Origin of the sequence: Variovorax sp. 22077, from assembly GCF_052044195.1 — a bacterium.
Classification (GTDB): Bacteria; Pseudomonadota; Gammaproteobacteria; order Burkholderiales; family Burkholderiaceae_C; genus Variovorax; species Variovorax atrisoli.
Window position 1 is genome coordinate 329,233 of sequence record NZ_JBQEQC010000001.1, and the last position, 24,210, is coordinate 353,442.

The following is a 24,210-nucleotide window of genomic DNA, read 5'->3' on the forward strand; positions in this document are numbered from 1 at the left end:
TCAGGCCTGCTGCGTAGCGCGCCACTCGGACAGCGCGAAGTCGCGGTTCACGAGGTTCTCGGCCAGCAGAAACTTCTTCACCTCGTCGAGCAGCGCCAGCCCTTCGGGCGGATACGCAGCCTCGGGGAAGTGCGACAGCGGGTGCGAGACCTTCACGATCTCCAGCGGAAAGCCGCTCACCTCCGAATGGAAGGCGTAGTAGTCGGCGCTGTTGCGATGGATCTCCTGCAGCGCGGTGCGCCGTGCGCGCGTCCATGCGGCGGGCAGGCCCGGCGCAGCGGCCAGAAGCTTGCCCGAGGCGACGATCACCGAGGTGCCACGCAGCGTCGGGTGCTTCTCCGCCTCGTCGATCACCGGATAGCCGCGCGAGGCCAGCAGTGGCCCCACGTCGATCTGCGCCGCGAACGCCGCGATCGAGCCCTGGTCGAGCGCCGCCTCGCCGTCGCGCGGGAACATGTGGATCACCTTGACCGACTTCTGCAGGCCGTTCTCCTTCAGCAGGCCCAGCACGTAGCGGTGCATGTAGGAGCCGCGCGCCACGCCGATGGACTGGCCCTCGAGTTCCTTCACGCTGCGCACGCCATTGCGCGGCGTGAGCAGCCACACGTTCATGCCGACCGCGTCGAAGCCGATGAGCTGCCCGTCGAGACCGCGCGAGCGCGCCACCACGGCGGGCGTGTCGCCGTAGATGCCGACGTCGAGCGCGCCGGAGAGAAACGCTTCGTTGAGGTCGGGCCCATTCGGGAAGTTGCGCGTCGTGATTTCCTTGAAGCCCAGCGGCGCCAGCTCGCGCAGCAGGTGCCCCTGCCGCAGCGCCCAGCCGGTGGCGTTGGCGGGCTTCTTGCCGGGGCCGATGTAGCCCAGGCGCAGCACCTGGCTGCTGCCCTGCTGCTGGGCAATGGAGAAGACGGGCAACGCGCTCGCGGCGGCTGCGGCAGTTGCGGCGACGGCGCCGCGCAGCAACCGGCGGCGGCTTGGAAGATCGGACATCGAGAAGCTCAGTTGAGAAGAAAGAAAAGGCGGCTCAGTGCGCGCGCCGCAGCAGCTCGAAGCTCGCATCGGCAGACGCAGTCGATTGGCGGCCGCGGCCCCAGCCGACGGCGCTGCGGTAACTGCCCATGAGGGCCACCGCCGCGGCATCGCGCTCCTCGGCGGTGGCGCTGCGGTCCGCGATCGGTGCGACGTAGAGCGCGTCTTCCGGGCAGTACAGCTCGCACATGAAGCACGTCTGGCAGTCGTCCTGCCGGGCGATGCGCGGCGCTGCGCCCGGCACGGCCTCGAAGACGTTCGTCGGGCAGGCGTTCACGCAGATGTTGCAGGCGGTGCAGCGCTCGGCGCTGATGACTTCGATCATGCGTCCACCCCTTCATTCACTGCGTGCTTCTGCACCCAGACCTCGTCGAGCCCGCCGCTGAGCAGCCGGTGCCGCTGCGACGGATCGAGCGTGCCGTGCTCGCGCCGGCGGTGCATGCCGCGCGTTTCGGTGCGCTGCAGCGCGCTGCGATACATCCAGCGCGAGGTGGCGAGCATGGCCGCCGCTTCGCGTGCGCGCACCGCCTCGGTAGCAGTGGCGGCCGGCGCGCTGGTGCGCAGGCGCTCCCACAAGGCATCGAGCCGCGAGAGCGAATCGCGCAGCGCATCGCCTTCGCGGAACCAGTTGCGCTCGTACGGAAAGACCTCGGCCTGCACCGCGCGAACGACTTCCTGGCTGTCGAAGGCCGTCGCACCGCGCGTCGAAAGCGCCACGCCGCCCGCGCGCAGTGCGGTGCGCTGCGACCTGGCGCGCGCATCGCGCCCGAAGGCCGCCGCGCCTGCGCCGGCCCAGAAGCCGGAAGACAGCGCCCAGGCCGCGTTGTGGCTGCCGCCGCCGGTGAAGCCGCCGCAGATCAGCTCGCGCGTCGCGGCGTCGCCTGCGGCGTACAGGCCCGGCACCGAGGTGGCGCAGCTGTCGTCCACCAGGTGCAGGCCGCCCGTGCCGCGCACGGTGCCTTCGAGCCGCAGCGTCACGGGAAAGTGCTGCGTAAAGGGGTCGATGCCCTGCCGGTCGAAGGAAACGAAGAAGTTGGGCTGCGCGGTGCGCATCCACGCGCGGATCTGCGCATCGGCGCGGTCGAGGCATGCGAAGACCGGCTGCGACTGCAGCGTCTGCGCGATCACGCCCCGCCCCTTCGAGGAGCCCGCGCCATCGATGGCCACGCCGTCGGCCGTGTAGAAGGTCGCCCAGTTGTAGAACAGCGACTTGGTCACCGACGAGAACGCCGGTCCGAGCCCGTAGGCGTTCGAGAACTCCATGCCCGAGAGCGCCGCGCCCACCTCCGCCGCCATCAGCTGGCCGTCGCCCGTGAGGACGTTGCAGCCGAGCGCGCGGCTCAGGAAGGCGCAGCCGCCGGTGGCGATGACCACAGCACCGGTGCGCGCCACCCAGCTCTCGCCCGTCTGGCGGTTGACGCCGGTGGCGCCGCAGACGGTGCCGTGCTCGTCCACCAGCAGTTCGAGCGCGGGGCTGTGGTCGAGGATGCGCGCGCCGGATTCCTTCACCCGCTTGCGCATCAGCCGCATGTATTCGGGACCCTGCAGCGAGGTGCAGCGCAGCGCGCCCTGATCGTCGGCGGGAAAGGGGTAGCCCCAGTCCTTGAGCCGCTCGACGTTCTCCCAGGTCTGCTCCAGCACGCGGTCCATCCAGGCGTGCTCGGCCAGGTGGCCACCCATCGCCAGGCGGCTGGCCTTGGCCTCCTCGCGCGCCTTGCCTTCGGGCGACACGTGCCAGAGCCCCGTGCCCGAAGGCGCCGTCGCGCCCGACGTGCCGCAGAAGCCCTTGTCGGCGAGCAGCACGCGCGCCCCTTGCGCGGCTGCGCTCACGGCAGCCCATGCACCGGCCGGCCCGCCGCCGATCACCAGGACATCGGCCTCATGCCGCGCGGAGCCGTCCGCTCCCGAAAGAAGATGCCGCTCGAAATCCCTCGCGCCCATGGTCGATCGCCTCGCAATGCAAAGAGCGAGACCGTATCAACGGCTGCCGAAGCGCACAAAGAAGGAAAGCGCGGATCGATATGCGGTCCGCGCGTGCGGGCAGAATGCCGCCTCCCCAGGATCGAGGCAGCACCAGAATGAACATCACCCTGTCGCCCCCTACCGAGGAACAGTTGCGCTCCGGCGAACTGGGCCTCAAGCTGCGCCGCTACAACTACGGCTTCGTCGGCGAATACCCGAGGCAGGAATACATCCGGCTCGATGCGAGGGACGAGAACGGCCGTCTGCTCGGCGGTCTGCGCGGCTTCGTGTTCCTGTACTGGCTCGATGTCGAAGTGCTCTTCGTGGAGGAAGATGCCCGGGGCGCAGGCCTCGGCAGCCGCCTGCTGGCCGAAGCCGAGCGGCAGGCCATCACGCTCGGCGCCAGGAACGCGAAGCTGTCCACCTTCGAGTGGCAGGCACGCGGCTTCTACCTGAAGCAGGGCTACGAGGAATACGGGCGCATCGACGACTACGCGCCCGGCTTCTATCTCGCGTACATGAAGAAAGCGCTGCAGGCGCCCTGAGGCGGGCTACTTCGGCGCAGCCTCCCCGGCTGCCACCGCCCTGCTCTCCACCAGCCCTTCCCTGGGCAGCAGCAAGGCCAGCGCGATCACGCCGAGGCTCACGACCAGCATCATCACGAAGGTGAGGTGCAGCGATCCACCCAGCGCCAGGCGGATAGCCGAATCGCCCGCGACGGAGCCGTGCACGCCCTGCAGCAGCATGCGCAGCTGCTCGTCGGAGAACATCGGCCGACCGTCACCGTGCGTGAGCCCGAAGTTGAAGACCGCGCCGAAGAAGGCAGCGCCCAGCGCACTGCCGAGGTTGCGCGAGAACACGTTCGATGCGGTGGCGATGCCGCGCTGCGCGAGATCGACGCCCTCCTGGATGAGGATGAGCGAGCTCAGGCTCATCACGCCCATGCCCAGTCCGATGACGAAGGAGCCGATCGCGGGAAGCACGGGAGAGCTGCCCGAGCCCAGCAGCACGAAGGTCGAGGCGCCCACCGGAATCAGCGCCGCGCCGGTCACCACCATGCGCCACAGGCCGATGCGGTGGAAGGTGCGCGATGTCAGCGTCGCGCCGATGGGCCAGCCCAGCATGACCATCGTGAGCGTGAGGCCGGCCGTGACCGAGGAGCGCTCCAGCACCACCTGCACGTACATCGGCAGGAAGGTGGTGATGCCGATCAGCACCATGCCGGCGAGCATGGCCGCGCCGTTGACGATGGCTATCATCCGCGCGCCCCACAGGCGCAGCGACACCATCGGGTCGGCCGCGCGGCGCTCCTGCGCGATGAACAGCACCAGCGTGACGGCGAACAACCCGGCCCACGCGAGCGCCACGCCCGAGTTGCCCACGCCGAATTCGGTGAGCGCGATCATCAACGCCGCGATGCCGATGGTGAAGAGCACGGCGCCCACGATGTCGATGGAAGAGCGCCGCACCGTGGGCGCTTCGTGCAGAAAGAACCAGAATCCCGCCGCCGCCGCGAGGCCGATCGGCACGTTGACCCAGAAGATCCACGCCCACGAGAGCTTCTGCACGATGAGTGCGCCGATCATCGGCCCCAGCACCGCCGACACCGCCCACACGCTCGCGAGCCAGCCCTGCACCTTGCCGCGCTCGCGCACCGGATAGAGATCGCCCACGATGGTGAGCGCCACCGGCTGGATCGCGCCCGCGCCGATGCCCTGTATGAGCCGGAAGCAGATCATGGCCGGCATCGACCACGAGAAGCCCGCGAGCACCGAGCCGATGACGAAGACCGCGATGCCCACGAACATGATGGGCTTGCGGCCGTAGAGGTCGGAGAGCTTGCCGAACACCACCGTCATCGCGGTCTGAGCCAGCAGGAAGGAGGCGAACACCCAGCTGTAGAGATGCAGACCGCCCAGCTCGGAGGCGATCTGCGGCATCACGGTGGAGACGATGGTGGCTTCTATGGCCACCATCGCCATGGAGGCCATGATCGAGGCGATGACCAGTGGGCGGCTTGTTGTTCTGGGGGTCGTGGAGGTCATGAGCCGTGCATGCTATAGACGCCATGAGCCCCTGTCGCTGGCTCGGGCTCTCGGGCGCCCGAGCCCGAGCGAGCTCAGCCGGCGTTCAGCGCCGAAGTGCCGTCGTAGATGTAGCGGCGCGACCAGGGCAGCGTCTTCGCCGGCCTGCCCGCCTTGCGCCCGACGACCTGGTAGATCGCCACGTCGTCGTTCTCGAAGGCATAGGCGCAGCCCGCGAGGTACACGCGCCAGATGCGGAACTTCTCCTCGTCGACCAGGGCGCGCGCCTTCTCGCTGTTGGCCTCGTAGGCGTCGCTCCAGAAGCGCAGCGTCTGCGCGTAGTGGCGGCGCAGGTTCTCCACGTCGAAGGCCTCGAGCCCGCCCTGCTGCATGGCCTGCAGCGCGAGGCTGATGTGCGGCAGCTCGCCGTTGGGGAACACGTAGCGGTCGATGAAGTCGCCGCCGCCGTACGACACGCCGCCCCCTTCGGGGTCGGACGAGGTGATGCCGTGGTTCATCACCACGCCGTCGTCGGCCAGCAGCTGCTGCACGCGCCTGAAGTAGTCGGGCAGGTTCTTGCGGCCCACGTGCTCGAACATGCCGACGCTGGTGATGCGGTCGAACTGGCCGGTCACGTCGCGGTAGTCCTGCAGGCGGATCTCGATGCGGTCTTCCAAACCGGCGGCCTTCACGCGCTCGGTCGCGAGGTCGAACTGGTTCTGCGACAGCGTCACGCCCACGCAGCGCGCGCCGAACTTCTGCGCCGCGCGGATCACCAGCGCGCCCCAGCCGCAGCCGATGTCGAGCAGGGTCTGGCCCGGCTTCAGCTCGATCTTGGTGAGGATGTGGTCGATCTTCTTGAGTTGCGCGGTGGCAAGGTCTTCATCGCCGTTCTCGAAGTAGGCGCACGAGTACACCATGTTCGGGTCGAGCCACAGCTGGTAGAACTCGTTGGAAACGTCGTAGTGGTACTGGATGGACTTCTTGTCCGAGGACTTGGTGTGCGTGAAGTAGCGCGCCATGTTCTGCAGCGCGCCGCCCGGCTTGTCGATCGATGTCCTGGCCAGGCCGTAGGCGATGTCGATCACGTCGCTGAGCTTGCCCTCGATGTCGATCTTGCTCTTGACGTAGGCCTCGCCCAGGTTGTCGAGCGTGGGCTGCAGCATCAGCGACAGCGCGGCTGGCGACTTCACGTGCAGCGTGACGGCGGGTCCGCTGAAGGTGCCGAAATCGAAGGACTGGCCATCCCACAGGGTTAGCCGCGCCGGCAGGTTGGCGCGCTCGCGGACCGCGGCGCTCCACTGCGCCAGCTTCTTTTCCCAAAGCATGCATTTCTCCGTGTTGTCGAGTTCTCCCGCCCGAAGGGGCGGGCGGGTTGCTGCAGCGGGCAAAACGATAGCGAAGTTTCGCGAAGCCTGCATGGCCGGGACGACGCAAGAAATCGCGGCAAGTGCTACAAGGCGTCGCTGGTCCTGGCCGGAGCGGGTGCCTCGCTCGCCTCGATGAAGATCCGCCTGATCATCGGGAAACGCGCACGCGCCTGCTTCTCGATGGCCGCGATGGCATCGGCCGCCTCGCCGGTGGGCGTGTCGTCCTTGAAGTTGACGTCGACGACCACGAGCACCTCGTCGGGACCGATGTACATCGAGAGGATGCGCCCCACCTCCTCCACGCATTCCTGCTCCATGGCCATCGCGCGGATGGCACGGGCGGTCTCGGGGCGGATGCCCTCGCCGATCAGCAGCCCGCGCGCCTGCGCGACCAGCACCACCGCCACGCCCGCCAGCAGCACGCCGATGATCACCGAGGCCACGCCGTCGAGTTCGGGCATGTCCAGCGCATGGCTCAGGTAGATGCCGAGCGCGGCGACCGCCAGGCCCACCAGCGCGGCGGAATCCTCGGCCAGCACGGTGTAGGTGGTCGGGTCCTTGCTGCGGTCGAGCGCCTGCCAGAAGGGCAATCCGCGTGCCTGCGCGCGAAACTGCCGCAGCGCGATCAGGAAGCTCGTGCCCTCGAAGAGCGCCGCCGCGGCCAGCACGACGTAGTTCCAGAACGGATCGCGCATCGGCTCCGGCTGGCGGATGTGCTGCACGCCCTCGAAGAACGACACGCCTCCGCCCAGGCCGAAGATCAGCACCGCGACGATCAGGCTCCAGAAGTAGAGCTCCTTGCCGTGCCCGAACGGGTGCTCCGCCGTCGCGGGCCGCTTGCTCAGGTGCAGGCCCACCAGCAGCAGCACGCCGTTGAAGGTGTCGACCGCCGAATGCACGCCTTCCGACAGCATCGCCGAGCTGCCGGTGATGCCCGCGACGACGAACTTGGTGGCCGCGATCGCCACGTTGGCGCCGATGGCGCCGTAGATGGCGATCTTCGATTCAGCCACGCGGCGCAGCTCCGCGTGCCGGCAGGCTCACGCCGCCTCCATGGAGGCGGCGCCCATCGCGTCGTTGCCCGCCTCGCCCAGCCAGCGGCGCTTGTCGCGCAGCGGGGGCGCGCCGAACATGCGGCCGTACTCGCGGGCGAACTGCGAGGTGCTCTCGTAGCCCACGCTGTGCGCGGCGCTCGCCACGTCGGCGCCTGCGATCAGCATCTGCCGGCGCGCCTCCTGCAGACGCAGCTGCTTCTGGTACTGCAGCGGGCTCATCGCGGTCACCGCCTTGAAGTGGTGGTGGAACGACGACACGCTCATGTGCACCGCGCGCGCCATGTCTTCCACCCGCAGCGACTGGGCATAGTTCATGCGCAGCGCGCTGATGGCCTTGGTGATGCGCTGCGTGTGGCTGTCCTGCAGGGCGATCTGCCGCAGCCGGGCGCCCTCGCCGTTGACCAGCAGGCGATACATGATCTCGCGCTTGATCAGCGGCGCGACGATGGGCACGTCTTCCGGCGTATCGAGCAGCCGCAGCAGGCGCAGCACCGGCTCCAGCACCGGCATGGCGATGCGGTTGACGTACATGCCGCGCGAGGCCGGCGCGTTGGCCTTGGCCGGCAGCTTCTCGTCGCCGATGAGGTCGCCGATCTCGTCGAGGGCCAGCTCGAGCCGCACGCCCAGGTAGGGCTCGTCCTCGCTCTTGACGCACACCTGGCCGCACACGGGCAGGTCGACGGAGGTCACGAGGTAGTGCATGGGGTCGTACACGTAGATGTCGTCGCCCACGATGATGCGCTTGGAGCCCTGCGCGATCAGCCCCAAAGCGGGGGACGCGAAGCCGTGCTTGGGCCCTTCGGGCTTGCGGATGCAGAACACCTGCAGGCCGGGGACGGCGGTGACGACGGTGCCTTCCTGCCCCTGCGTGATGTGCTCGATGAGCGCCACGAGCTGCTTGCGGGCTTCTTCGAGTTCGGGGTCGAGCGGCATCGGCTGGGCGATGGCGGCGGCGATTTCGGGTGTTTCGTCGGACATGTTTCTGGAGCCTTGTCGCGATGGGGAGCCGCGGAAACGACCGGACGGCCCCTGGAGGAATGAGCGATCGGAAGCTTAGCGCTCCTCCCGCCGCTTCGCACGCCCCGCGCGGGAGGTCTGGAGAATCAGGCAAATACTTTGCAGGAACGCGCTCGCCGGGGAACGGAAGCCGGCGGGATACTTTTCCGGCGGATCGGGCCTTTCGCTCCTTCCCTGCCTTCTTTCCCCTCGCCCCCTCCCCACAAAGGAACCTTTCCATGCAATACCGCAAGTTCGGCCGCACCGGCCTATTCGTCTCCGAACTCTGCCTGGGCACCATGACCTTCGGCGGCTCCTCCGGCATCTGGGGCCAGATCGGCAACCTGCAGCAGTCGGAGGCCGAGGGGCTGATCGGCCGCTCGCTGGACGCCGGCATCAACTTCATCGACACGGCCGACGTGTATTCGGAAGGCCAGTCGGAGGTCATCACCGGCCAGGCGCTGAAGAACCTCAAGGTGCCGCGCGACAGCTTCGTGCTGGCCACCAAGGTGCTGGGAGAGACCGGCAGCAAGGGCGTCAACTCCGCCGGCGCCTCGCGTTTCCACATCATGGACGGCGTGAAGGCCAGCCTGCAGCGCCTGCAGCTCGACCACATCGACCTCTACCAGATCCACGGCTTCGACCCCGTCACACCCATCGAGGAGACGGTGCACGCACTCGACAACCTGGTGCGGCAAGGCCACGTGCGCTACGTGGGCGTGTCGAACTGGGCCGCCTGGCAGATCGCCAAGGCGCTGGGCATCGCCGAACGCGACCGGCTGGCGCGCTTCGAGTCGCTGCAGGCCTACTACACCATCGCCGGGCGCGACCTGGAGCGCGAGCTGGTGCCGCTGCTGCGCAGCGAGAACGTCGGCCTGATGGTGTGGAGCCCGCTTGCGGGCGGCCTGCTCAGCGGCAAGTACGGCCGCAACACCGAGGCCGAGAAAGGCAGCCGCCGCACCAACTTCGACTTTCCGCCGGTGAACGTCGAACGCGCCTACGACTGCATCGACGTGATGCGCGGCCTGGCCGAATCGCGCGGCGTGTCGGTGGCGCAGATCGCGCTGGCGTGGCTGCTGCACCAGCAGGTGGTGACCAGCGTGATCATCGGCGCCAAGCGCGTCGAGCAGCTGGACGACAACATCGCGGCTACCGCCATCAAGCTCACGGCCGACGAGCTCGCCGCGCTGGACAAGGTGAGCGCGCTGCCGGCCGAATACCCCGGCTGGATGCTGGAGCGCCAGGGCGGCGTGCGCGGCAAGCGGCTGGAAGAATCAGGCCGCCGCGGCTGATGCCGCTGCCTGCAGCAAGGCGCTGCGGCGTGCTGCATGCCCCGCCGTCGCCCGCAGCGCGGGCAGGTCGATGTGGCGGGCCGCGCCTGCCGCATCGGGCTTCTCCAGATGCGGCACGACGCCCAGCAGCGGCGCACCGAGCCTCGCGCGCAGCGTCTGCAGGTTGGCCTGCGGCGCGAGCATCGACGGATCGACCATGCTCGCCACCCATCCGGCCAGCACCAGGCCGCGCGCGCGGATCGCCTCGGCGCTCAGCAGCGCGTGGTTGAGGCAGCCCAGCCTCAGGCCCACCACCAGGATCACCGGCAGCCCCAGTGCCACGGCGAGGTCGGCGCTGTCGAGGTCGTCGCCGAAGGGCACGCAGAAGCCGCCCACACCCTCGACCACCACCGCGTCGGCACGCTCCGAAAGTTCTTCGAAGGCCGAGAGCAGCGGCTGCAGCGCGATCTGCACGCCCTCCTGCCTTGCCGCCAGATGCGGCGACATCGGCGCTCGCAGCAGATAGGGGCAGCGCAGTGCCAGCGGTGCATCGACATTGCCGGCGGCCTGCAGCTGCTCCACGTCTTCGTTGCGCCAGGCACCGTCGACCTCCTCGAGGCCTGCCGCCACCGGCTTCATGCCGACCGCGCGCAGGCCCGATCCGGCCAGCAGGCTCAGCATGGCGCTGCTCACGAGCGTCTTGCCGATGCCGGTGTCCGTGCCGGTCACGAACCAGCGGCGCCGAGGCTGCGTCATGCTCATGCGACCTCCTTCGAGCGCTGGCCGGCCAGGGCCTCGCCCAGCGCATCGACCAATCGCGCGACATCGGACTCGGTATGGCTGGCCGACAGCGCGATGCGCAGCCGCGCCGTGCCCGCGGGCACCGTCGGCGGTCGGATCGCGCCGACGCGCAGGCCGTGCGCATCGAGCTGCGCCATCGTCCGCATCGCACGCGCGTTGTCCCCCACGATCAGCGGCTGGATCGCGGTCGGCGACTCGGGCAGCCAGGCGCTGCCGTCGGCCGGCAGTACCGACGCCAGCCCGCTTCGCAGCTGGGCTATGCGCTCCTTGAGCCGCGCGCGGCGTTCGGCGCCCTCCTCACCGCCGATCAGCGCCAGGCTCGCGAGCAGCGCATGCGCGAGCGCCGGCGGCGCGGCCGTGGTGAAGATGTAAGGCCGCGCGCGCTGCACCAGGTAGTCGATGACGGTGCGGTGCGCCGCCACGAATGCGCCGGACACGCCCGCCGCCTTGCCAAGGGTGCCCACCAGCACCAGCCGATGCGAATGCAGGCCCAGCGCCTCGGGCACGCCGCGTCCGCTGGCGCCCAGCACGCCGAAGCCGTGCGCATCGTCGATCACCAGCCAGGCATCGTGCTTCTCGGCCAGCGCCAGCAGTTCGGCCACGGGCGCGACGTTGCCGTCCATGCTGAACACCGCGTCGCTCACGATGAGCTTCACCGGTGCGTCGCAGGCGGCGAGCTGCGCATCGAGCGCCGCCACGTCGCAGTGCGCATAGCGCTCCACGCGCGCCCTCGCGAGCCGGGCGCCGTCGATCAGCGAGGCGTGGTTGAGCTCCTCCGAGAAGATCACCGCCTCCGCCCCGCCAAGCGCGGTCAGCACCGCGAGGTTGGCCATGTAGCCAGTGCAGAAGAAAAGGCTGCGCGCCTCGGGAATGAAGGGCGTCATCCATCCGGCGAGCGTTTCCTCGAGCTGCGCATGCGCACGCGAGTGCCCGAGGATCAGGTGGGAGCCGCCGCTGCCCGCGCCGTACAGCGCGGCGCCCTCGGCCAGGGCCGTCGCCAGCGCGGGATGCGCCGCCAGGCCTAGGTAGTCGTTGCTGCTGAAGCAGAGCATGGTGCGCGGCGCTGAGGTGCCGGCCAGCGTGAGCGTCTGCACCGGCGCGCAGGCGCTCTCGGCGACCTGCCTGCGGCGGCGCAGCGACTGGGCGTCGAGCGCGTCGATCTCGCTCTGCAGTCGGTCAAGCAAGCGCGACATCGCGGGCTCCTTCCATCTTCGGGTTCGTGGCCGCGACGGCGTCCAGCGTGGCGAGCGTGCCGTCGACCAGCAGGTCGATCTCGTCGTCGCCGATGGCGTAGGGCGGCATCAGGTAGACGGTATTGCCGATGGGCCGCATCAGCAGCCCCTGCGCGCGCGCCGCAAGATGGAAGCGCTCCGCAAAGCGCTCGCCCGGCTCGCGCACGTCGAAGGCGGTGATCATTCCGCGCTGCCTCAGGTGCTCCACCTCCCGGCCTTCCAGGCCCTTCCGCAGCCGCTCGAGCAGGCGCGCCGCCCTGCCCTGGTTGCGCTGCAATGCGTTCTCGGCCTCGAACAGGTCCAGCGTCGCCAGCGCCGCGCGGCAGGCCAGCGCGTTGCCGGTGTACGAGTGCGAATGCAGGAAGCTGCGCGTCGCGTCGTCGTCGATGAAGGCGTCGTGGATTGCGTCGCGCGTCATCACCAGCGCCAGCGGCAGGTAGCCGCCGCTGATCCCTTTGGACAGGCACACGAAGTCCGGCCAGATGCCTGCCTGCTCGCAGGCGAAGAAGGTGCCGGTGCGCCCGCAGCCCACGGCGATCTCGTCGGCGATGAGGTGCACGCCGTAGCGGTCGCACAGCGCGCGCACGCAGCGCAGGTATTCGGGGTCGTGCATCGCCATGCCGGCGGCGCATTGCACCAGCGGCTCGACGATCACGGCGGCGATGGTGCCGTGCCGCTCGGCCAGCAGCGCCTCCAGTTCGGCGGCTGCGCGGTGGGCGACATCGGCTTCGCTCTCGCCCGCAGCGGCATTGCGCGCGTCGGGCGAAGCGACCAGGAGCGAATCGGCGAGCAATGGCGCATAGGCGTCGCGGAACACGGGCACGTCGGTCACATGCAGCGCGCCCAGCGTCTCGCCGTGGTAGCCGTGTCTGATCGCGACGAAGCGCCGCTTGTCACCGCGGCCCGCGTTGCGCCAGAAATGAAAGCTCATCTTCAGCGCGATCTCGACCGCCGACGCGCCGTCGGAGGCGTAGAAGCAGTGCCCGAACACGCCACCCGTGAGCCCCGACAGCCGCTGCGCGAGTTCCACCGCCGGCTCGTGCGTGCAGCCAGCGAGCATCACGTGCGGGAGCGTGTCGAGTTGCCGCTTCAGCGCGGAGTTGATCGCCGGATGCGCATGGCCGAAGAGGTTGACCCACCATGAGCTGGTGGCGTCCATGTAGCGGCGGCCTTCCTGGTCGAAGAGCCACACGCCTTCGCCGCGCGCGATGGGAAGCGGCGGCACCGCCTCGAGGCGGATGCTCTGCGTGCACGGATGCCAGACATGGCGCCGGCTGCGCTGTTGCAGGTCGGCGTTGGAGGATGGGGAAGAAACGTCGGTCGGAAGCACCCGCGAGTCCTTTCATGAGGGCAAGGCGCGGGATCGTATCGACGCGTTCGAGCTACTACAAACCTCATCCGGGCGCGCACGAAGGCGCGGCGATCGGCGACGTTGCGCGACATAGCTGCCACGTTCGGGGCAACGTCGCGGATCGAGCAGGCTTCTTGCCGCCGCATGCGAGTGGCGGGAAAACGAAAGTTGTCCGGCTGGCGCCAGAAACAGGTCGCGAATGTCCGGTTTCCGGGGCTTCATCGCGCCGCGCACGAATTTCGGACATGCATCCTGGCGGGTTTTCGAAGCCCCCGCCCCACCGTGTCAGCCGGAGCTTCTTCTCACCAGCGCGGTGATGTATTCGCGCAGGGTGATCGCACCGCGCACCGGCCTGGTCGCCGGTTCGTAGTGTTGGTCTATCGTGGCCCGCGTCATCGCGGCATACGACTTCGCGGCAGCCTCGGAAAAGCCCAGCGACGAGAAGGCCTGCTCCAGTTGCTCGCGAGGCGTTTCGACCAGTTCCACCGGCTTGCCGAGCGCTTCGGAGAACGCACGCGCCACGTCGCCCGGCGAGTAGCGCTCAGGCCCCTCGACATGGAATGGCCCCGATGATTCGGCCGGGCCCAGCATCAGCTTCGCGGCGAACTGGCCGATGTCGTGCGGCGCCACCATCGGCAGCTCGAAGTCCTTCGGGAACATGCTGTGGACCCTGCCCTGCCTGCGCGCGGTGTCCAGCGAGGCGTCCCAGTTGCTCATGTAGTAGGCGGCGCGGAGTGCGCTGAACGGCGTCGGGCCGGCGGCGAGCGCCTGTTCGAGTTCGTACAGCACGCTGAGGTCGCCGACGCCTTCGCCAGGCTGTGCACCGTAGGTCGACTCGGCGACGATCTTCTCGAGCTGGCAACCCTCGAGCGCCGCAACGATGGCGTGCGCGCTCTTCGACTCCTGCGCCGAGGTGTCCGACGAAGGCGATGCCGGCGGGTTCAGCACGAAGACGCGCCGACCGCCCATGAACACCCGGCGCAGCGCATGCGTGTCGAACACGTCGACCTGCGCCACGTGCGCTCCCTTGGTACGCAAGGCCTGGGCCTTGTGCGCATCGCGCGTGACCACTGTGACCGGCTCGCTGCGCTCCAGCAGGGCCTGCGCGACCGCCGAGCCGACATGGCCGGTCGCCCCCAGGACGATGTGCATCGGCAGCCCCGCGCTCAGCCGCGCTTCTCGGCGTTGCGCTTGCGCGTGGCGGCGGCCTTCCTGGCGGAGGCCGATCGCTCGGCCGCGGTGCGATGCGCCGCCGCTGCGCCGCCGAGCTTTCCGCCCTTGCGCGAGGGGCCTTGGTTCTCCGACTTGCCGCGCCCAGAGCCGCTCTTCTTGCCGCCGCCGGTCTCGGCATTCACAGTCGCCCAGGCCCGGCGTTCCGCCTCGCCCTTGCCGACGCCGCGATGTTCGTAGCCTTTCTCGATGTGTTCGGCCTGTCGCTTCTGCTTGTCCGTATAGGACGACTTGTCGCCTCTAGGCATGCGTTGCTCCTGCGGTTGGTTGAGGAGCTTTCATGCTGTGCGCGTTGCAGGCTGCGCGGGTAAGAAGAAGAGCGCGCCGAGCGTCGGAGCCGTCCGTCGTGGGATTGCCCGGCCGGCTTCCACCGGGCCGACGCGCAGGGTGGGCCCATTCCCACATGCGCCATGCAGGGGCAGACGCACAAGAGATGCGAGAGGCAAGTGGCCTCCCCGACTTTCCACGAAGGAGTTCCATCCCATGACATCCGCCAAGCAGCATCAAGACCCCGACGCCGTCACCACCGACGAGCACGACACCCTGCCCACCCGACACAACAAGGCAGGCAGCCAGCCGCCCACGCCGAGGAACGAGCCGCGGCGCACGCCCGAAAGCCGCAACGACCGCGAGAGCCACGTCGGCGCCGGCAACCAGTTGCAGGCCCGGCGCGGAGGTTCGAGATGACGCCGGCGACCTCTGCCGGTACTGCCCGCAGCTCCATGGACCGCTGCATCGCTGCCTGCAACGACTGCGCCCTGGCATGCAACCGATGCGCCGCCGCCTGCCTTGCCGAAGGAATGAGCGGCATGGCGCGATGCATCGCGCTGGACATCGACTGCGCCGCGGCCTGCGCCTTCGCTGCCGGCCTGATGGCACGGGGCAGCGACAACGTCGTGGTCGCATGCGGCATGTGCGCCGAAATCTGCCAGCGCTGCGCCGCCGAATGCGGCAGCCACGACGCGGATCACTGCCAGCGCTGCGCCGAAGCCTGCAGGCGGTGCGAGGAAGAATGCCGGACCATGGCGGCAGCGGCCTGAACGGCCGGCGCATCACCGTTCGCGAGGCGCAGACTGCGCTGCGGGCGCTCGACGAGGCGACCGACGCCTGTCGCGAGTGCCCGATCGGACAGTACGCGACGCAGTCCGTGTTCGGCGAGGGTCCTGTGCGCCCGGTACTGATGTTCGTGGGCGAACAGCCAGGCGACAAGGAAGACCTCGCCGGCCGCCCTTTCGTGGGGCCGGCCGGCAAGCTCTTCGACCGGGCCGTGGCGCAACTCGGCTGGTCGCGCGAGAAGCTGTACGTGACCAACGCGGTCAAGCACTTCAAGTACGAATGGCGCGGCAGGCGTCGCATGCACAAGACCCCGGGTCAACGAGAAGCCGAGGCCTGCCATCACTGGCTGGAGAGCGAGCTTCAGCTGGTACGGCCGCGCGCCATCGTCGCGCTGGGCGCGACGGCCGCCCGCTCGCTGCTCGGACGCACCGTGGCCGTGACGAAGCTGCGCGGCCAGTGGCAGGAAGATGCGGCGGGACGGCGAGTGCTTGTCACGCTGCATCCGTCGGCGCTGCTGCGCGGCGATCCGGCCCAGCGCGAAGCGGCCTGGAACGCCTGGATCAGCGACCTGTCGGCGGCGGCGTCTCTCTTCGCTCCCCGGCGGAAGAAGGACGAACAGAAAGAGAAGAAGTCCGTTCGCGTCGAGCCCGCGTTCGCAGGGTGATGGAGTAGCGCAGCGCCTCGGTGGGCGCGATCGCGTGCTGCCAGGCCCACCGCGCGGGTCCGCGCAATAGATAGATGGAGCGCGGCTCCACCAGGAACTCGAGCGTTGGCGGCCCCGAAGAAGACGCGCCAGGCACGTAGGGCCTGAACTGCATGACGGCATCGTTGTGCAGCGACACGCCGACGATGTCCTCGAAATCAGGCACGTCGCGATGCCAGCCCAGCGGCGTGCCCGGCCGGTACTCGGCAATCAGCATGTGCGTGAGTTCTTCGGGGGCGATGCCGGCCCAGGCCGCCGCCTTGTCGCGAAGCGGATGCAGCTCAGGGGGCAGCGGCGCGCCGGGCTTCAGGCGGTTGGTGTCGAAGTCGTAGCTGCCGCCGAAGCTCGTGCCCCTTCGCCGGGCGGTGTATTCCTTGTAGCGCATCTCCTTGAGCGGGAGAGCCTGCACGATGGCCAGCAGGCCGGCTTCCTCCTCGCGCGAGAGGAACCCGTTCTCATAGCGCAGCCCTTCGATCGCGGCCGCAGGCGCTTCGCCGAACAGGTCAGGCTGTCCGGCGTGCTCGAGGCGTCTGGCGGCGCGCGTCATGAGGGTCCGTCAGGGAGGTGTGGGAAGTTGCCAGACGCGAACCCAATCGATCTGCATGGTCCCGTTGGTGCTGGCGCCCAGCCGGCCGTAGCCTTCGGCCGGAATATTGCCAGCCCAGTAGAGATCCTTGATTTCACTGGTGAGCCGGATGAACTCCGGGGACATGGAGAGCCCCATCGTCGTGTCCCAGTATGGATTTCCATCGAAGAAGAACTGGTAGCCCGAGGGAGTCCAAAGTACACCCACGGTATGCCATTCGGCGAACGACTGGCCCGCCGGCAGTTGCTTCTGCCCGCTGCCGACTGTCTGCATCTCGTCCTTCGCGTAGCCATTCCAGTGAATTGCACTGGAATGCTGGTTGCGGACGTTTCCTGCGTTGTTCTCCACGACCGCGCGATGTTCGATGATGTCGATCTCCACCCCGAGACTGGGGTCCTCGGGCACGTAGACCTTGTTCATGTTCGACATCAGCCAGAAGGCCGACCACTGGCCAGGCATGCTCACGAAGCGCACGCGAGCCTCGAAATAGCCGAAGGTGAATCTGCCTTGGTCACCGGTGTTCGTGTCCAGGAAGCCCGTGCAGTGCTTGCCCGTCGCGGGATCCGTATAGGTCGAAATCGTCAGGACGCCGTTGGCGACCTCAATCGCATCGGGCGCATGGGTGGCATCGCCCCGGGTACCGCCATGTGCTCTCCAGCGCCTCTTGTCCAAGCTGGTGCCATCGAACTCGTCGTGCCAGGCGAGCCGATAACCAGCAGCCGGCGCGGGTGCCGACAGCACGGAGAACTGGGCGCTCGACTGACTGGCTCCCCCCGTCGTCTTTACGGTGATTGGCCCGGACGCGGCCAACGCGGGCACCGTGACCGAAATCCGCGTGTCCGAATCGACGCTGACTTTCGTTGCCGCCACCCCGCCGAAGCTGACGACAGCTGTAGAGTCGAATTTGGCGCCAGTGATAACAATCAATTTTCCCGGAACCTCGGCCGAAGGAACGAAAGACTGAATGACCGGGTGTGTCGTGACAGAGGAAAAACTCTCGTCGACAGTGCCACCTGCAGCGGATCCAGGCGAATTCTCGGCACTCGAATTGTTTACGGATTGCGGCGCCGAGTTTTCGAGAGACGGCACCGCCGCCTGTCCATTTGAGTTCCCGGAAGCCGGAAACAGTCCCGCACCACTTGGAGTGATGGCGCCTCCTCCTCCTCCTCCTCCTCCTCCTCCTCCTCCTCCTCCTCCTCCTCCTCCTCCGCATCCCGTCAGCGCCAGGCCGCCCCAAATCGCAGTGGCAGTTTGTGCGCCCTTTTGCAGGAACTGCCGGCGAGAGTTTTTCGGGATTTCCGATTCAGAGTTTGAAAAGATTGATTTCATGAAGAGATAGCTAATTGATGAATTACCTCTTCGAGTCTAAGCAGCCTGAAAGACGGCCTAGAGAAAAACTGCTCATTTCGATCGTTTAAATCACATAAATTCATTATCCGGAAAACCGAAAACAATCGCCAACAACTCGCAATTTGCAGACAGAAAAGATATGCAAGCACGAACGGCTCAGTCGCACCGCAATTCGACCCGACCAGGGGCCGCCGATAACGCGCACGCCACGCTCATCCATGTCGGTATTCCTGACTCCGGCCAACCAGTTGCACCTGCCACCACCGCGGCAGAAGCTCCCGGATCTCGGCGCGTGCGAAGCGGTCGTCCAGCAGGTGCAGCACGCCCTGGTCTTCCTCGGTGCGGATGACGCGGCCGGCGGCCTGCACCACTTTCTGGAGGCCGGGGTAGAGGTAGGTGTATTCGTAGCCCTTGCCGAAGCGCGCCTGCATACGCTCGCGCGTGATCTCGTTGAGCGGGTTGTATTGAGGCAGGCCCAGGCTGGCCACGAAGGCCCCGATCAGGCGGCTGCCCGGCAGGTCGATGCCCTCGCCGAAAGCGCCGCCCAGCACCGCGAAGCCGATGCCCTGCCCGCCCTCCTCGAAGCGCGCCACGAAGCCCTGGCGGTCGGCCTCGCGCATGCCGCGCGTCTGGGTCCACACGGGAACGCCGGGGTGCCTCAGCGAAAAAGCCGCGCAGGCCTTCTCGAGGTAGTCGAAGCTGCTGAAGAAGGCCAGGTAGTTGCCGGGCAGTCGCTCGAACTGAGCGCCGATGATGTCGGCCACGTCGCGCAGCGAGCCCGCGCGATCGCGAAAGCGCGTCGATACGCCGGTCGCCACCTCCACGTGCAGCTGCGCGCTGCGAAACGGCGAGGCCACGTCGAGCAATGCAGCGTCCTCCGGCACGCCGAGGGCATCGCGATAGAACTCGAAAGGCGACAGCGTGCCCGAGAAGCAGGTGACTGACGCCGCCTCCGCGAAGCGGCTGTGCAGGAACGGCGCCGGCACGAGGTTGCGGATGGCCAGGCGGCGCGCCTGCTGCGTGGCGCCCAGCGTGCGCTCGAACACCGAGTGGTCGCCGAAGGCCTCGGCCAGCCGGGCGAAGTGCAGCGCGTCGAAGAAGAAGCGCTGCAAGGGGCCCTGCGAAGACTCGGGCGTTGCGGCGAAATGCTCGGCCATGGCGGTGTTGGCGGCCTGCAGCGTGCGCAGGAAGCGCTCCGGGATCTCGTCGGCCGCTTCGTAGTCGGCCTGCTGCGACTGCTGCACCGTGTCCCATTCGCGGAACACCCGCGCGAGCGGACCGCGCAGCACGGCGGGCGCCGCGCGGTGGGCTTCCTCCAGCGCACCGCCGTCGAGCTCGGCCGTGTACATGCCGCGTGCGCGTTCGAGCAGGTTGTGGGCTTCGTCGACCAGCACGGCGGCGCGCCAGCCGGCCTCGCGCATCACGGCATAGAGGAAGGCGCTGCTGTCGAAGTAGTAGTTGTAGTCGCCGACGACGGCATCGGCCCAGTGCGCCATCTCCTGCGCAAGGAAATACGGGCAGACTTCGTGCGCAAGGCCGATCTCGCGCAGCGCCTCGCGATCGAGCCATGCCACCTGCACGGCCTGCTCGCGCGCGGCCGGCAGGCGGTCGTAGAAGCCCCTGGCCAGCGGGCATGCGTCGCCGTGGCAGGCGCGGTCGGGGTATTCGCAGACCTTCTCGCGCGCCGCGAGTTCGAGCACGCGCAGCCTGGCCGGCCCCCTGCCCTTGTCCAGCATGCGCAGCGCGTGCAGCGCCACCGGCCGGCCCGAGGTCTTGGCGGTGAGGAAGAACAGGCGGTCGACCTTCCGGGCCGCGCGCGCCTTCAGCAGCGGAAAGATGGTGGCCAGCGTCTTGCCGATGCCGGTGGGCGCCTGCGCCAGCAGGCAGCGTCCCCCTGCGCCGGCCCGGTAGACGGCCTCGGCAAGCTCGCGCTGGCCGGCCCGGAAACTGCCGTAGGGAAACGAAAGCGTGGCCAGCGTGCCGTCGAGCGCGGCGCGGTGCTCGGCTTCGCTCGCGGCCCAGGCGGCATAGCGGCCGCACAGCAGTTCGAAGTGCTCGCGCAGGCCCTCGCGGGTGTGATGCTCTTCGAGCACGGTTTCCTCGCCGGTTGCGACGTCGAGATAGACCAGCGCCACGGCCATTTCGTCATGTCCGTCGCGCTCGCACAGCATCCAGCCGTAGGTGCGGGCCTGCGCCCAGTGCAGCGCGCGGTGGTTGCCGCGGATGGCGTCGAAGTCGCCGCGGAATGTCTTGATCTCCTCGACCCTGGCCCTGTCGGGCTCGTAGCCGTCGGCACGGCCCCGCACATGCACGCTGCCGCAGGTTGATTCGAGGGCGACCTCGCACTCGTAGTCGCCGCCACGCCTGTGCTGCACCAGCGCATGGCCGGCCATGCCTTCGAGCGCGCTGGGCGCCGGCACGAAGCGCAGGTCCAGGTCGCCCGCCTTCGCGCCGAAGGCGCACAGGGCCTTGACGGACACGGTATGGACGGCGGGAGCTGGAGGCGCGTCTTGCGGATGGAGGGGTTCGGAGCCCATCTGGAACTCACTGTACAGAATCACAGTATAGCGAGGCGCCCCTTTTTCTCGTCGCTGCGCAGCCCTGGCTCGTCTGTCGGGAACTTCTCCGACAGGGTCGCGCGTTTTTCTCGGTCAAACTTGAAAAGATTTGCTTACAAACGGCACCGATGACGACAACACCCACCGCGATCGATCCCGACGACTTCGAGCGGCTCCTGAGCCGCAACATCAAGCTTCCCCTGATCGGCGGTCTGTTCGGCGCCGTGGTGTTCGTGGGGCTGATCCTGTTCCTGCTGTCGACCATCGGATGGGTCGAGCACACCGACCGGGTCAGCCGCGCCGCCAGCGAGCTCCAGCGCCAGAGCATCGACATGGAAACCGGCATGCGCGGCTTCGTGATCACCGGGGACGAGAGCTTCCTCGATCCGTATCGCGATGCGCTGCCCCGGGTCAAGGCCGGGACGACCGCGCTGCGTGAACTGGTCTCCGACAACCGCCAGCAGGTGGAGCGGGTCAACCGCATCGCGGCCATCCAGGAGACCTGGAACCAGTACGCCGCCGACCTGATCGCCGCCCGCCGCAAGGGCGACGACGCCCAGCTGCAGGTGCGCGTGGGCCGCGGCAAGCGCCTGACCGACAGCATGCGGGCCGAGTTCACCGCCTTCATGGAGACCGAGCAGGCCCTGCGCTTCCAGCGCAACAGCGACGCCAACCGCACCGCCTGGTGGGTGGTCGGGCTCTTCCTGCTGTTCACGCTGGGCTTCACCGGGCTGGTGGCCTACTTCGGGCGCAGGCAGCTGGTGCGGCTGTCCGACAGCTACGACGTGGTGCTCAAGAAGCAGGCCGAGCACAACGACCGGCTCGCGCACGAAGCCTGGCTGCGCGGTACGCAGACCGAGCTGGTCGGCGACCTGGTCGGGGAGCTCAGCGCGCCGGACATGGGGCGCAAGATCCTTTCCTTCTTCTCCCGCCACCTGGGCACCTCGGTCGGCGCCATCTATGTGCGCGAGCGCCACGGTCCGCTGCGCCGGGCGGCGAGCTACGGCTTCTCCAGTGCCGCGGAGGCCATGCCGCAGGTCTTCTCGCCCACCGAAAGCCTGGTCGGCCAGGCCGCCGCCGAGAACCGGCGCATGCTGATCGATCCGATCGACGCCGCGTACCTGAAGGTCAACTCCGGCCTGGGCGAGATGGCGCCGAAGGCGGTGCTGCTGGTGCCGGTGGGCAGCAGCGGCATGGTCAACGGCGTGGTCGAGCTCGGCCTGCCCGGCACGCTGGACGAGCGCGGCAGCCAGCTCGTGGACATGGTGGCGGACGACATCGGCACCTCGCTGGCGGCCGCGCGCTACCGCGAGCAGCTGCAGGATGTGCTGGCCGAAACCCAGCAGCTCAACGAGGAGCTGCAGGTGCAGCAGGAAGAGCTGCGCACCGCCAACGAGGAGCTGGAGGAACAGTCGCGCGCGCTGCGCGCCTCCCAGGCCATGCTCGAGAACCAGCAGGCCGAGCTGGAGCAGACGAACAGCCAGCTTTCCGAGCGCACCGAGGCGCTCGACCAGCGCAACAACGCGCTGCGCCGCGTACAGCGCGACCTGGAGGACCGCGCCGACGAACTGCAGCGCGCGAGCCGCTACAAGTCGGAATTCCTTGCCAACATGTCGCACGAGCTGCGCACGCCGCTCAACAGCGCGCTCATCCTGGCCAAGCTGCTGGGCGACAACCCGCAGGGCAACCTGACGGCCGAGCAGGTGAAGTTCGCGGAATCGATCTACGCGTCGGGCAACGACCTGCTGGTGCTGATCAACGACATCCTCGACATCGCGAAGGTCGAGGCCGGCAAGCTCGAAGTGGTGACCGAGAACGTGCCCCTGGCCAAGCTGGCCGAGAGCCTGGAAAACACCTTCGCGCCCCTTTGCATGCAGAAGAAGCTCGGCTTCAGGCTCGACTTGAGCCCCGACGCGCCGGCTTCGCTGTTGACCGACCGGCAGCGGGTGGAGCAGATCCTGAAGAACCTGCTGTCGAACGCGATCAAGTTCACCGACAGCGGCGAAGTGAGGCTCGCCATCTCGCCCACGGCCGACGGCGGCGCGGCCTTCGCGGTGTCCGATTCGGGCATCGGCATCGACCCGACGCAGCACGAGCTGATCTTCGAGGCCTTCCGCCAGGCGGACGGCACCACCAGCCGGCGCTACGGCGGCACCGGCCTCGGCCTGTCGATCTCGCGCGACCTCACGCAGCTGCTGGGCGGCACGCTCACCGTCGATAGCACGCCCGGCCAGGGCAGCACCTTCACGCTGCAGCTGCCGGCGCAGGCGCCCCAGGCCTCGCCCGGCCATCAGCAGCAGCCCAGGCCGCCGGCCCCTCAGGCGCACCGGGTCGCGCACTCCCCGGCCCCTGCGCAGCCCACGCATCCCTCGCTGGCACCCAAGCCCCCTGCCCCGGTGCCGGCGCCGCAGTTCGCCGACGACCGCAGCCTGCCGCGCGATCAGGTCCGCCGCGTGCTGGTGGTCGAGGACGAGCCGCAGTTCGCCCACATCCTCTACGACCTGGCGCACGAGCTGGGCTACAGGTGCCTCGTGGCTCACGGCGCGGCCGATGGCTTCGAGCTGGCTACGCAGTTCCTGCCCGACGCGATCCTGCTGGACATGCGCCTGCCCGACAGCACCGGCCTCGACCTGCTGCAGCGGCTGAAGGATTCGCCGCACACCCGTCACATCCCGATCCACGTGGTGTCGGCCGCCGAGAGCGCCCAGGGCGCGGCGCTGCAGATGGGCGCGGTCGGCTACGCGCTGAAGCCGGCCACCCGCGACGAGCTGATGAAGGTGTTCGCACGGCTGGAGGAAAAGCTCACGCAGAAGGTCAAGGTCGTGCTGCTGGTGGAAGACGACGAGCTGCAGCGCGAGAGCGTCATCCAGCTGATCGGCGACGACGACATCGAGATCGTCGCCGTCGGCTCCGGCGAGGAGGCGCTGGAGCTGCTGCGCACCCGCGTCTTCGACTGCATGATCACCGACCTCAAGCTGCCCGACATGCAGGGCAGCGAGCTGCTGAAGGCGATGGCGGCGGAGGAGATCGTGTCGTTCCCGCCGGTCATCGTCTACACCGGGCGCAACCTCACGCGCGAGGAAGAAGCCGAGCTGCAGCGCTACTCGCGCTCGATCATCATCAAGGGCGCACGCTCGCCCGAGCGCCTGCTCGACGAGGTGACGCTGTTCCTGCACAAGGTGGAGGCCGAGCTGTCGAGCGAGCGCCAGGGCATGCTGAAGACGGCGCGCGGGCGCGACCGCATCTTCGAGGGCCGCACGATCCTGCTGGTGGACGACGACGTGCGCAACATCTTCGCGCTGACCAGCGCGCTGGAACAGCGCGGCGCCATCGTCGAGATCGGCCGCAACGGCCGCGAGGCGCTCGAGCGGCTCGACCAGGTCAGCGAGATCGACCTGGTGCTGATGGACGTGATGATGCCGGAGATGGACGGTCTGGAAGCCACGCGCCGCCTGCGCGGCAACCCGCGCTTCGCCGACATGCCGGTGATCGCCATCACCGCCAAGGCCACCAAGGACGACCGCGAGCAATGCCTGGCCGCGGGCGCCAATGACTACCTCGCCAAGCCGGTGGACCTGGAGCGCCTGTTCTCGCTGCTGCGCGTCTGGCTGCCGAAGATGGAGCGGCTGTGACCGC

The 24,210-nt window shown here is 68.4% G+C and carries 21 protein-coding genes; 6 read left to right on the top strand and 15 right to left on the bottom strand.

Features of this window, described 5'->3' with window-relative positions:
* From ACTJLF_RS01415 to ACTJLF_RS01425, 3 genes are read right to left on the bottom strand one after another with little or no spacing between them, the layout of a single operon-like run.
* Positions 1-990 carry an ABC transporter substrate-binding protein gene (locus ACTJLF_RS01415; RefSeq protein ID WP_440882360.1) on the bottom strand — a complete coding sequence of 330 codons (990 nt, stop codon included), beginning with the start codon at positions 988-990 and terminating at the stop codon, positions 1-3.
* Between the two features lie 34 nt (positions 991-1,024).
* The gene (locus ACTJLF_RS01420) at positions 1,025-1,354 is read right to left on the bottom strand and encodes a 4Fe-4S binding protein (RefSeq protein ID WP_440882361.1); all 330 of its coding nucleotides are present in this window, start codon (positions 1,352-1,354) and stop codon (positions 1,025-1,027) included.
* On the bottom strand, positions 1,351-2,970 hold the full coding sequence (locus ACTJLF_RS01425; protein ID WP_440882362.1) for an FAD-dependent oxidoreductase: 1,620 nt from the start codon (positions 2,968-2,970) through the stop codon (positions 1,351-1,353). Before ACTJLF_RS01425 ends, ACTJLF_RS01420 begins: the two co-directional genes overlap by 4 nt.
* A gap of 137 nt (positions 2,971-3,107) precedes the next feature.
* On the opposite strand from ACTJLF_RS01425, the gene ACTJLF_RS01430 reads away from it, so the two are divergent.
* On the top strand, positions 3,108-3,536 hold the full coding sequence (locus ACTJLF_RS01430; RefSeq protein WP_019652746.1) for a GNAT family N-acetyltransferase: 429 nt from the start codon (positions 3,108-3,110) through the stop codon (positions 3,534-3,536).
* A gap of 6 nt (positions 3,537-3,542) precedes the next feature.
* Here the strand turns inward: ACTJLF_RS01430 and ACTJLF_RS01435 are convergent, their stop codons facing one another.
* The 4 genes from ACTJLF_RS01435 to ACTJLF_RS01450 form a co-directional block, all read right to left on the bottom strand.
* On the bottom strand, positions 3,543-5,036 hold the full coding sequence (locus ACTJLF_RS01435) for an MFS transporter (RefSeq protein WP_440882363.1): 1,494 nt from the start codon (positions 5,034-5,036) through the stop codon (positions 3,543-3,545).
* 74 nt (positions 5,037-5,110) lie between these two features.
* The gene (locus ACTJLF_RS01440) at positions 5,111-6,343 is read right to left on the bottom strand and encodes an SAM-dependent methyltransferase (RefSeq protein WP_019652748.1); all 1,233 of its coding nucleotides are present in this window, start codon (positions 6,341-6,343) and stop codon (positions 5,111-5,113) included.
* Positions 6,344-6,468: 125 nt separating this feature from the next.
* Positions 6,469-7,398, bottom strand: a complete 930-nt coding sequence (locus tag ACTJLF_RS01445; protein WP_440882364.1) for a cation diffusion facilitator family transporter — start codon at positions 7,396-7,398, stop codon at positions 6,469-6,471.
* Positions 7,399-7,425: 27 nt separating this feature from the next.
* The gene (locus tag ACTJLF_RS01450) at positions 7,426-8,418 is read right to left on the bottom strand and encodes an AraC family transcriptional regulator (protein ID WP_019652750.1); all 993 of its coding nucleotides are present in this window, start codon (positions 8,416-8,418) and stop codon (positions 7,426-7,428) included.
* A 257-nt stretch (positions 8,419-8,675) separates the two neighbouring features.
* On the opposite strand from ACTJLF_RS01450, the gene ACTJLF_RS01455 reads away from it, so the two are divergent.
* Positions 8,676-9,728, top strand: coding sequence for an aldo/keto reductase (locus ACTJLF_RS01455; protein ID WP_354420710.1), 1,053 nt, complete (start codon positions 8,676-8,678; stop codon positions 9,726-9,728).
* Here ACTJLF_RS01455 and bioD read toward each other — a convergent pair.
* The 5 genes from bioD to ACTJLF_RS01480 all read right to left on the bottom strand — a co-directional run bounded on the left by bioD (position 9,711) and on the right by ACTJLF_RS01480 (position 14,569).
* Entirely contained in the window at positions 9,711-10,469 is a 759-nt protein-coding gene (gene bioD / locus ACTJLF_RS01460) for a dethiobiotin synthase (RefSeq protein WP_019652752.1), read from the bottom strand. The genes ACTJLF_RS01455 and bioD overlap by 18 nt on opposite strands.
* Positions 10,466-11,701 (bottom strand): 8-amino-7-oxononanoate synthase, encoded by a 1,236-nt coding sequence (locus tag ACTJLF_RS01465; protein ID WP_440882365.1) that lies wholly within the window; start codon positions 11,699-11,701, stop codon positions 10,466-10,468. Before ACTJLF_RS01465 ends, bioD begins: the two co-directional genes overlap by 4 nt.
* A complete protein-coding gene (gene bioA / locus ACTJLF_RS01470) occupies positions 11,685-13,070 on the bottom strand; it encodes an adenosylmethionine--8-amino-7-oxononanoate transaminase (protein WP_440882366.1) in 1,386 nt (461 codons plus the stop codon). The genes ACTJLF_RS01465 and bioA overlap by 17 nt, the downstream gene beginning before the upstream one ends.
* 306 nt (positions 13,071-13,376) lie before the next feature.
* Positions 13,377-14,243, bottom strand: a complete 867-nt coding sequence (locus ACTJLF_RS01475) for an NmrA family NAD(P)-binding protein (protein WP_440882367.1) — start codon at positions 14,241-14,243, stop codon at positions 13,377-13,379.
* A 14-nt stretch (positions 14,244-14,257) separates the two neighbouring features.
* Positions 14,258-14,569, bottom strand: coding sequence for a plasmid stabilization protein (locus ACTJLF_RS01480; protein ID WP_354415100.1), 312 nt, complete (start codon positions 14,567-14,569; stop codon positions 14,258-14,260).
* Between the two features lie 235 nt (positions 14,570-14,804).
* Here ACTJLF_RS01480 and ACTJLF_RS01485 point away from each other — a divergent pair, with 235 nt between their 5' ends.
* The 3 genes from ACTJLF_RS01485 (at position 14,805) to ACTJLF_RS01495 (ending at position 16,041) form a co-directional block, all read left to right on the top strand.
* Positions 14,805-15,008, top strand: coding sequence for a hypothetical protein (locus ACTJLF_RS01485; protein ID WP_440882368.1), 204 nt, complete (start codon positions 14,805-14,807; stop codon positions 15,006-15,008).
* 122 nt (positions 15,009-15,130) lie between these two features.
* On the top strand, positions 15,131-15,361 hold the full coding sequence (locus tag ACTJLF_RS01490) for a four-helix bundle copper-binding protein (protein ID WP_440870509.1): 231 nt from the start codon (positions 15,131-15,133) through the stop codon (positions 15,359-15,361).
* Complete coding sequence (locus ACTJLF_RS01495; protein WP_440882369.1) at positions 15,334-16,041, top strand: UdgX family uracil-DNA binding protein; 708 nt, start codon at positions 15,334-15,336, stop codon at positions 16,039-16,041. Before ACTJLF_RS01490 ends, ACTJLF_RS01495 begins: the two co-directional genes overlap by 28 nt.
* On the opposite strand, the gene ACTJLF_RS01500 is transcribed toward ACTJLF_RS01495, so the two are convergent.
* From ACTJLF_RS01500 to ACTJLF_RS01510, 3 genes are all read right to left on the bottom strand, one after another.
* On the bottom strand, positions 15,938-16,627 hold the full coding sequence (locus tag ACTJLF_RS01500) for an alpha-ketoglutarate-dependent dioxygenase AlkB (protein ID WP_440882370.1): 690 nt from the start codon (positions 16,625-16,627) through the stop codon (positions 15,938-15,940). The genes ACTJLF_RS01495 and ACTJLF_RS01500 overlap by 104 nt on opposite strands.
* Before the next feature lie 9 nt (positions 16,628-16,636).
* Entirely contained in the window at positions 16,637-17,995 is a 1,359-nt protein-coding gene (locus ACTJLF_RS01505) for a family 16 glycosylhydrolase (protein WP_440882371.1), read from the bottom strand.
* 233 nt (positions 17,996-18,228) lie between these two features.
* Complete coding sequence (locus tag ACTJLF_RS01510) at positions 18,229-20,553, bottom strand: ATP-dependent DNA helicase (protein ID WP_440882372.1); 2,325 nt, start codon at positions 20,551-20,553, stop codon at positions 18,229-18,231.
* 149 nt (positions 20,554-20,702) lie between these two features.
* On the opposite strand from ACTJLF_RS01510, the gene ACTJLF_RS01515 reads away from it, so the two are divergent.
* Positions 20,703-24,206, top strand: a complete 3,504-nt coding sequence (locus ACTJLF_RS01515; RefSeq protein WP_440882373.1) for a response regulator — start codon at positions 20,703-20,705, stop codon at positions 24,204-24,206.
* Positions 24,207-24,210: the final 4 nt, after the last annotated feature.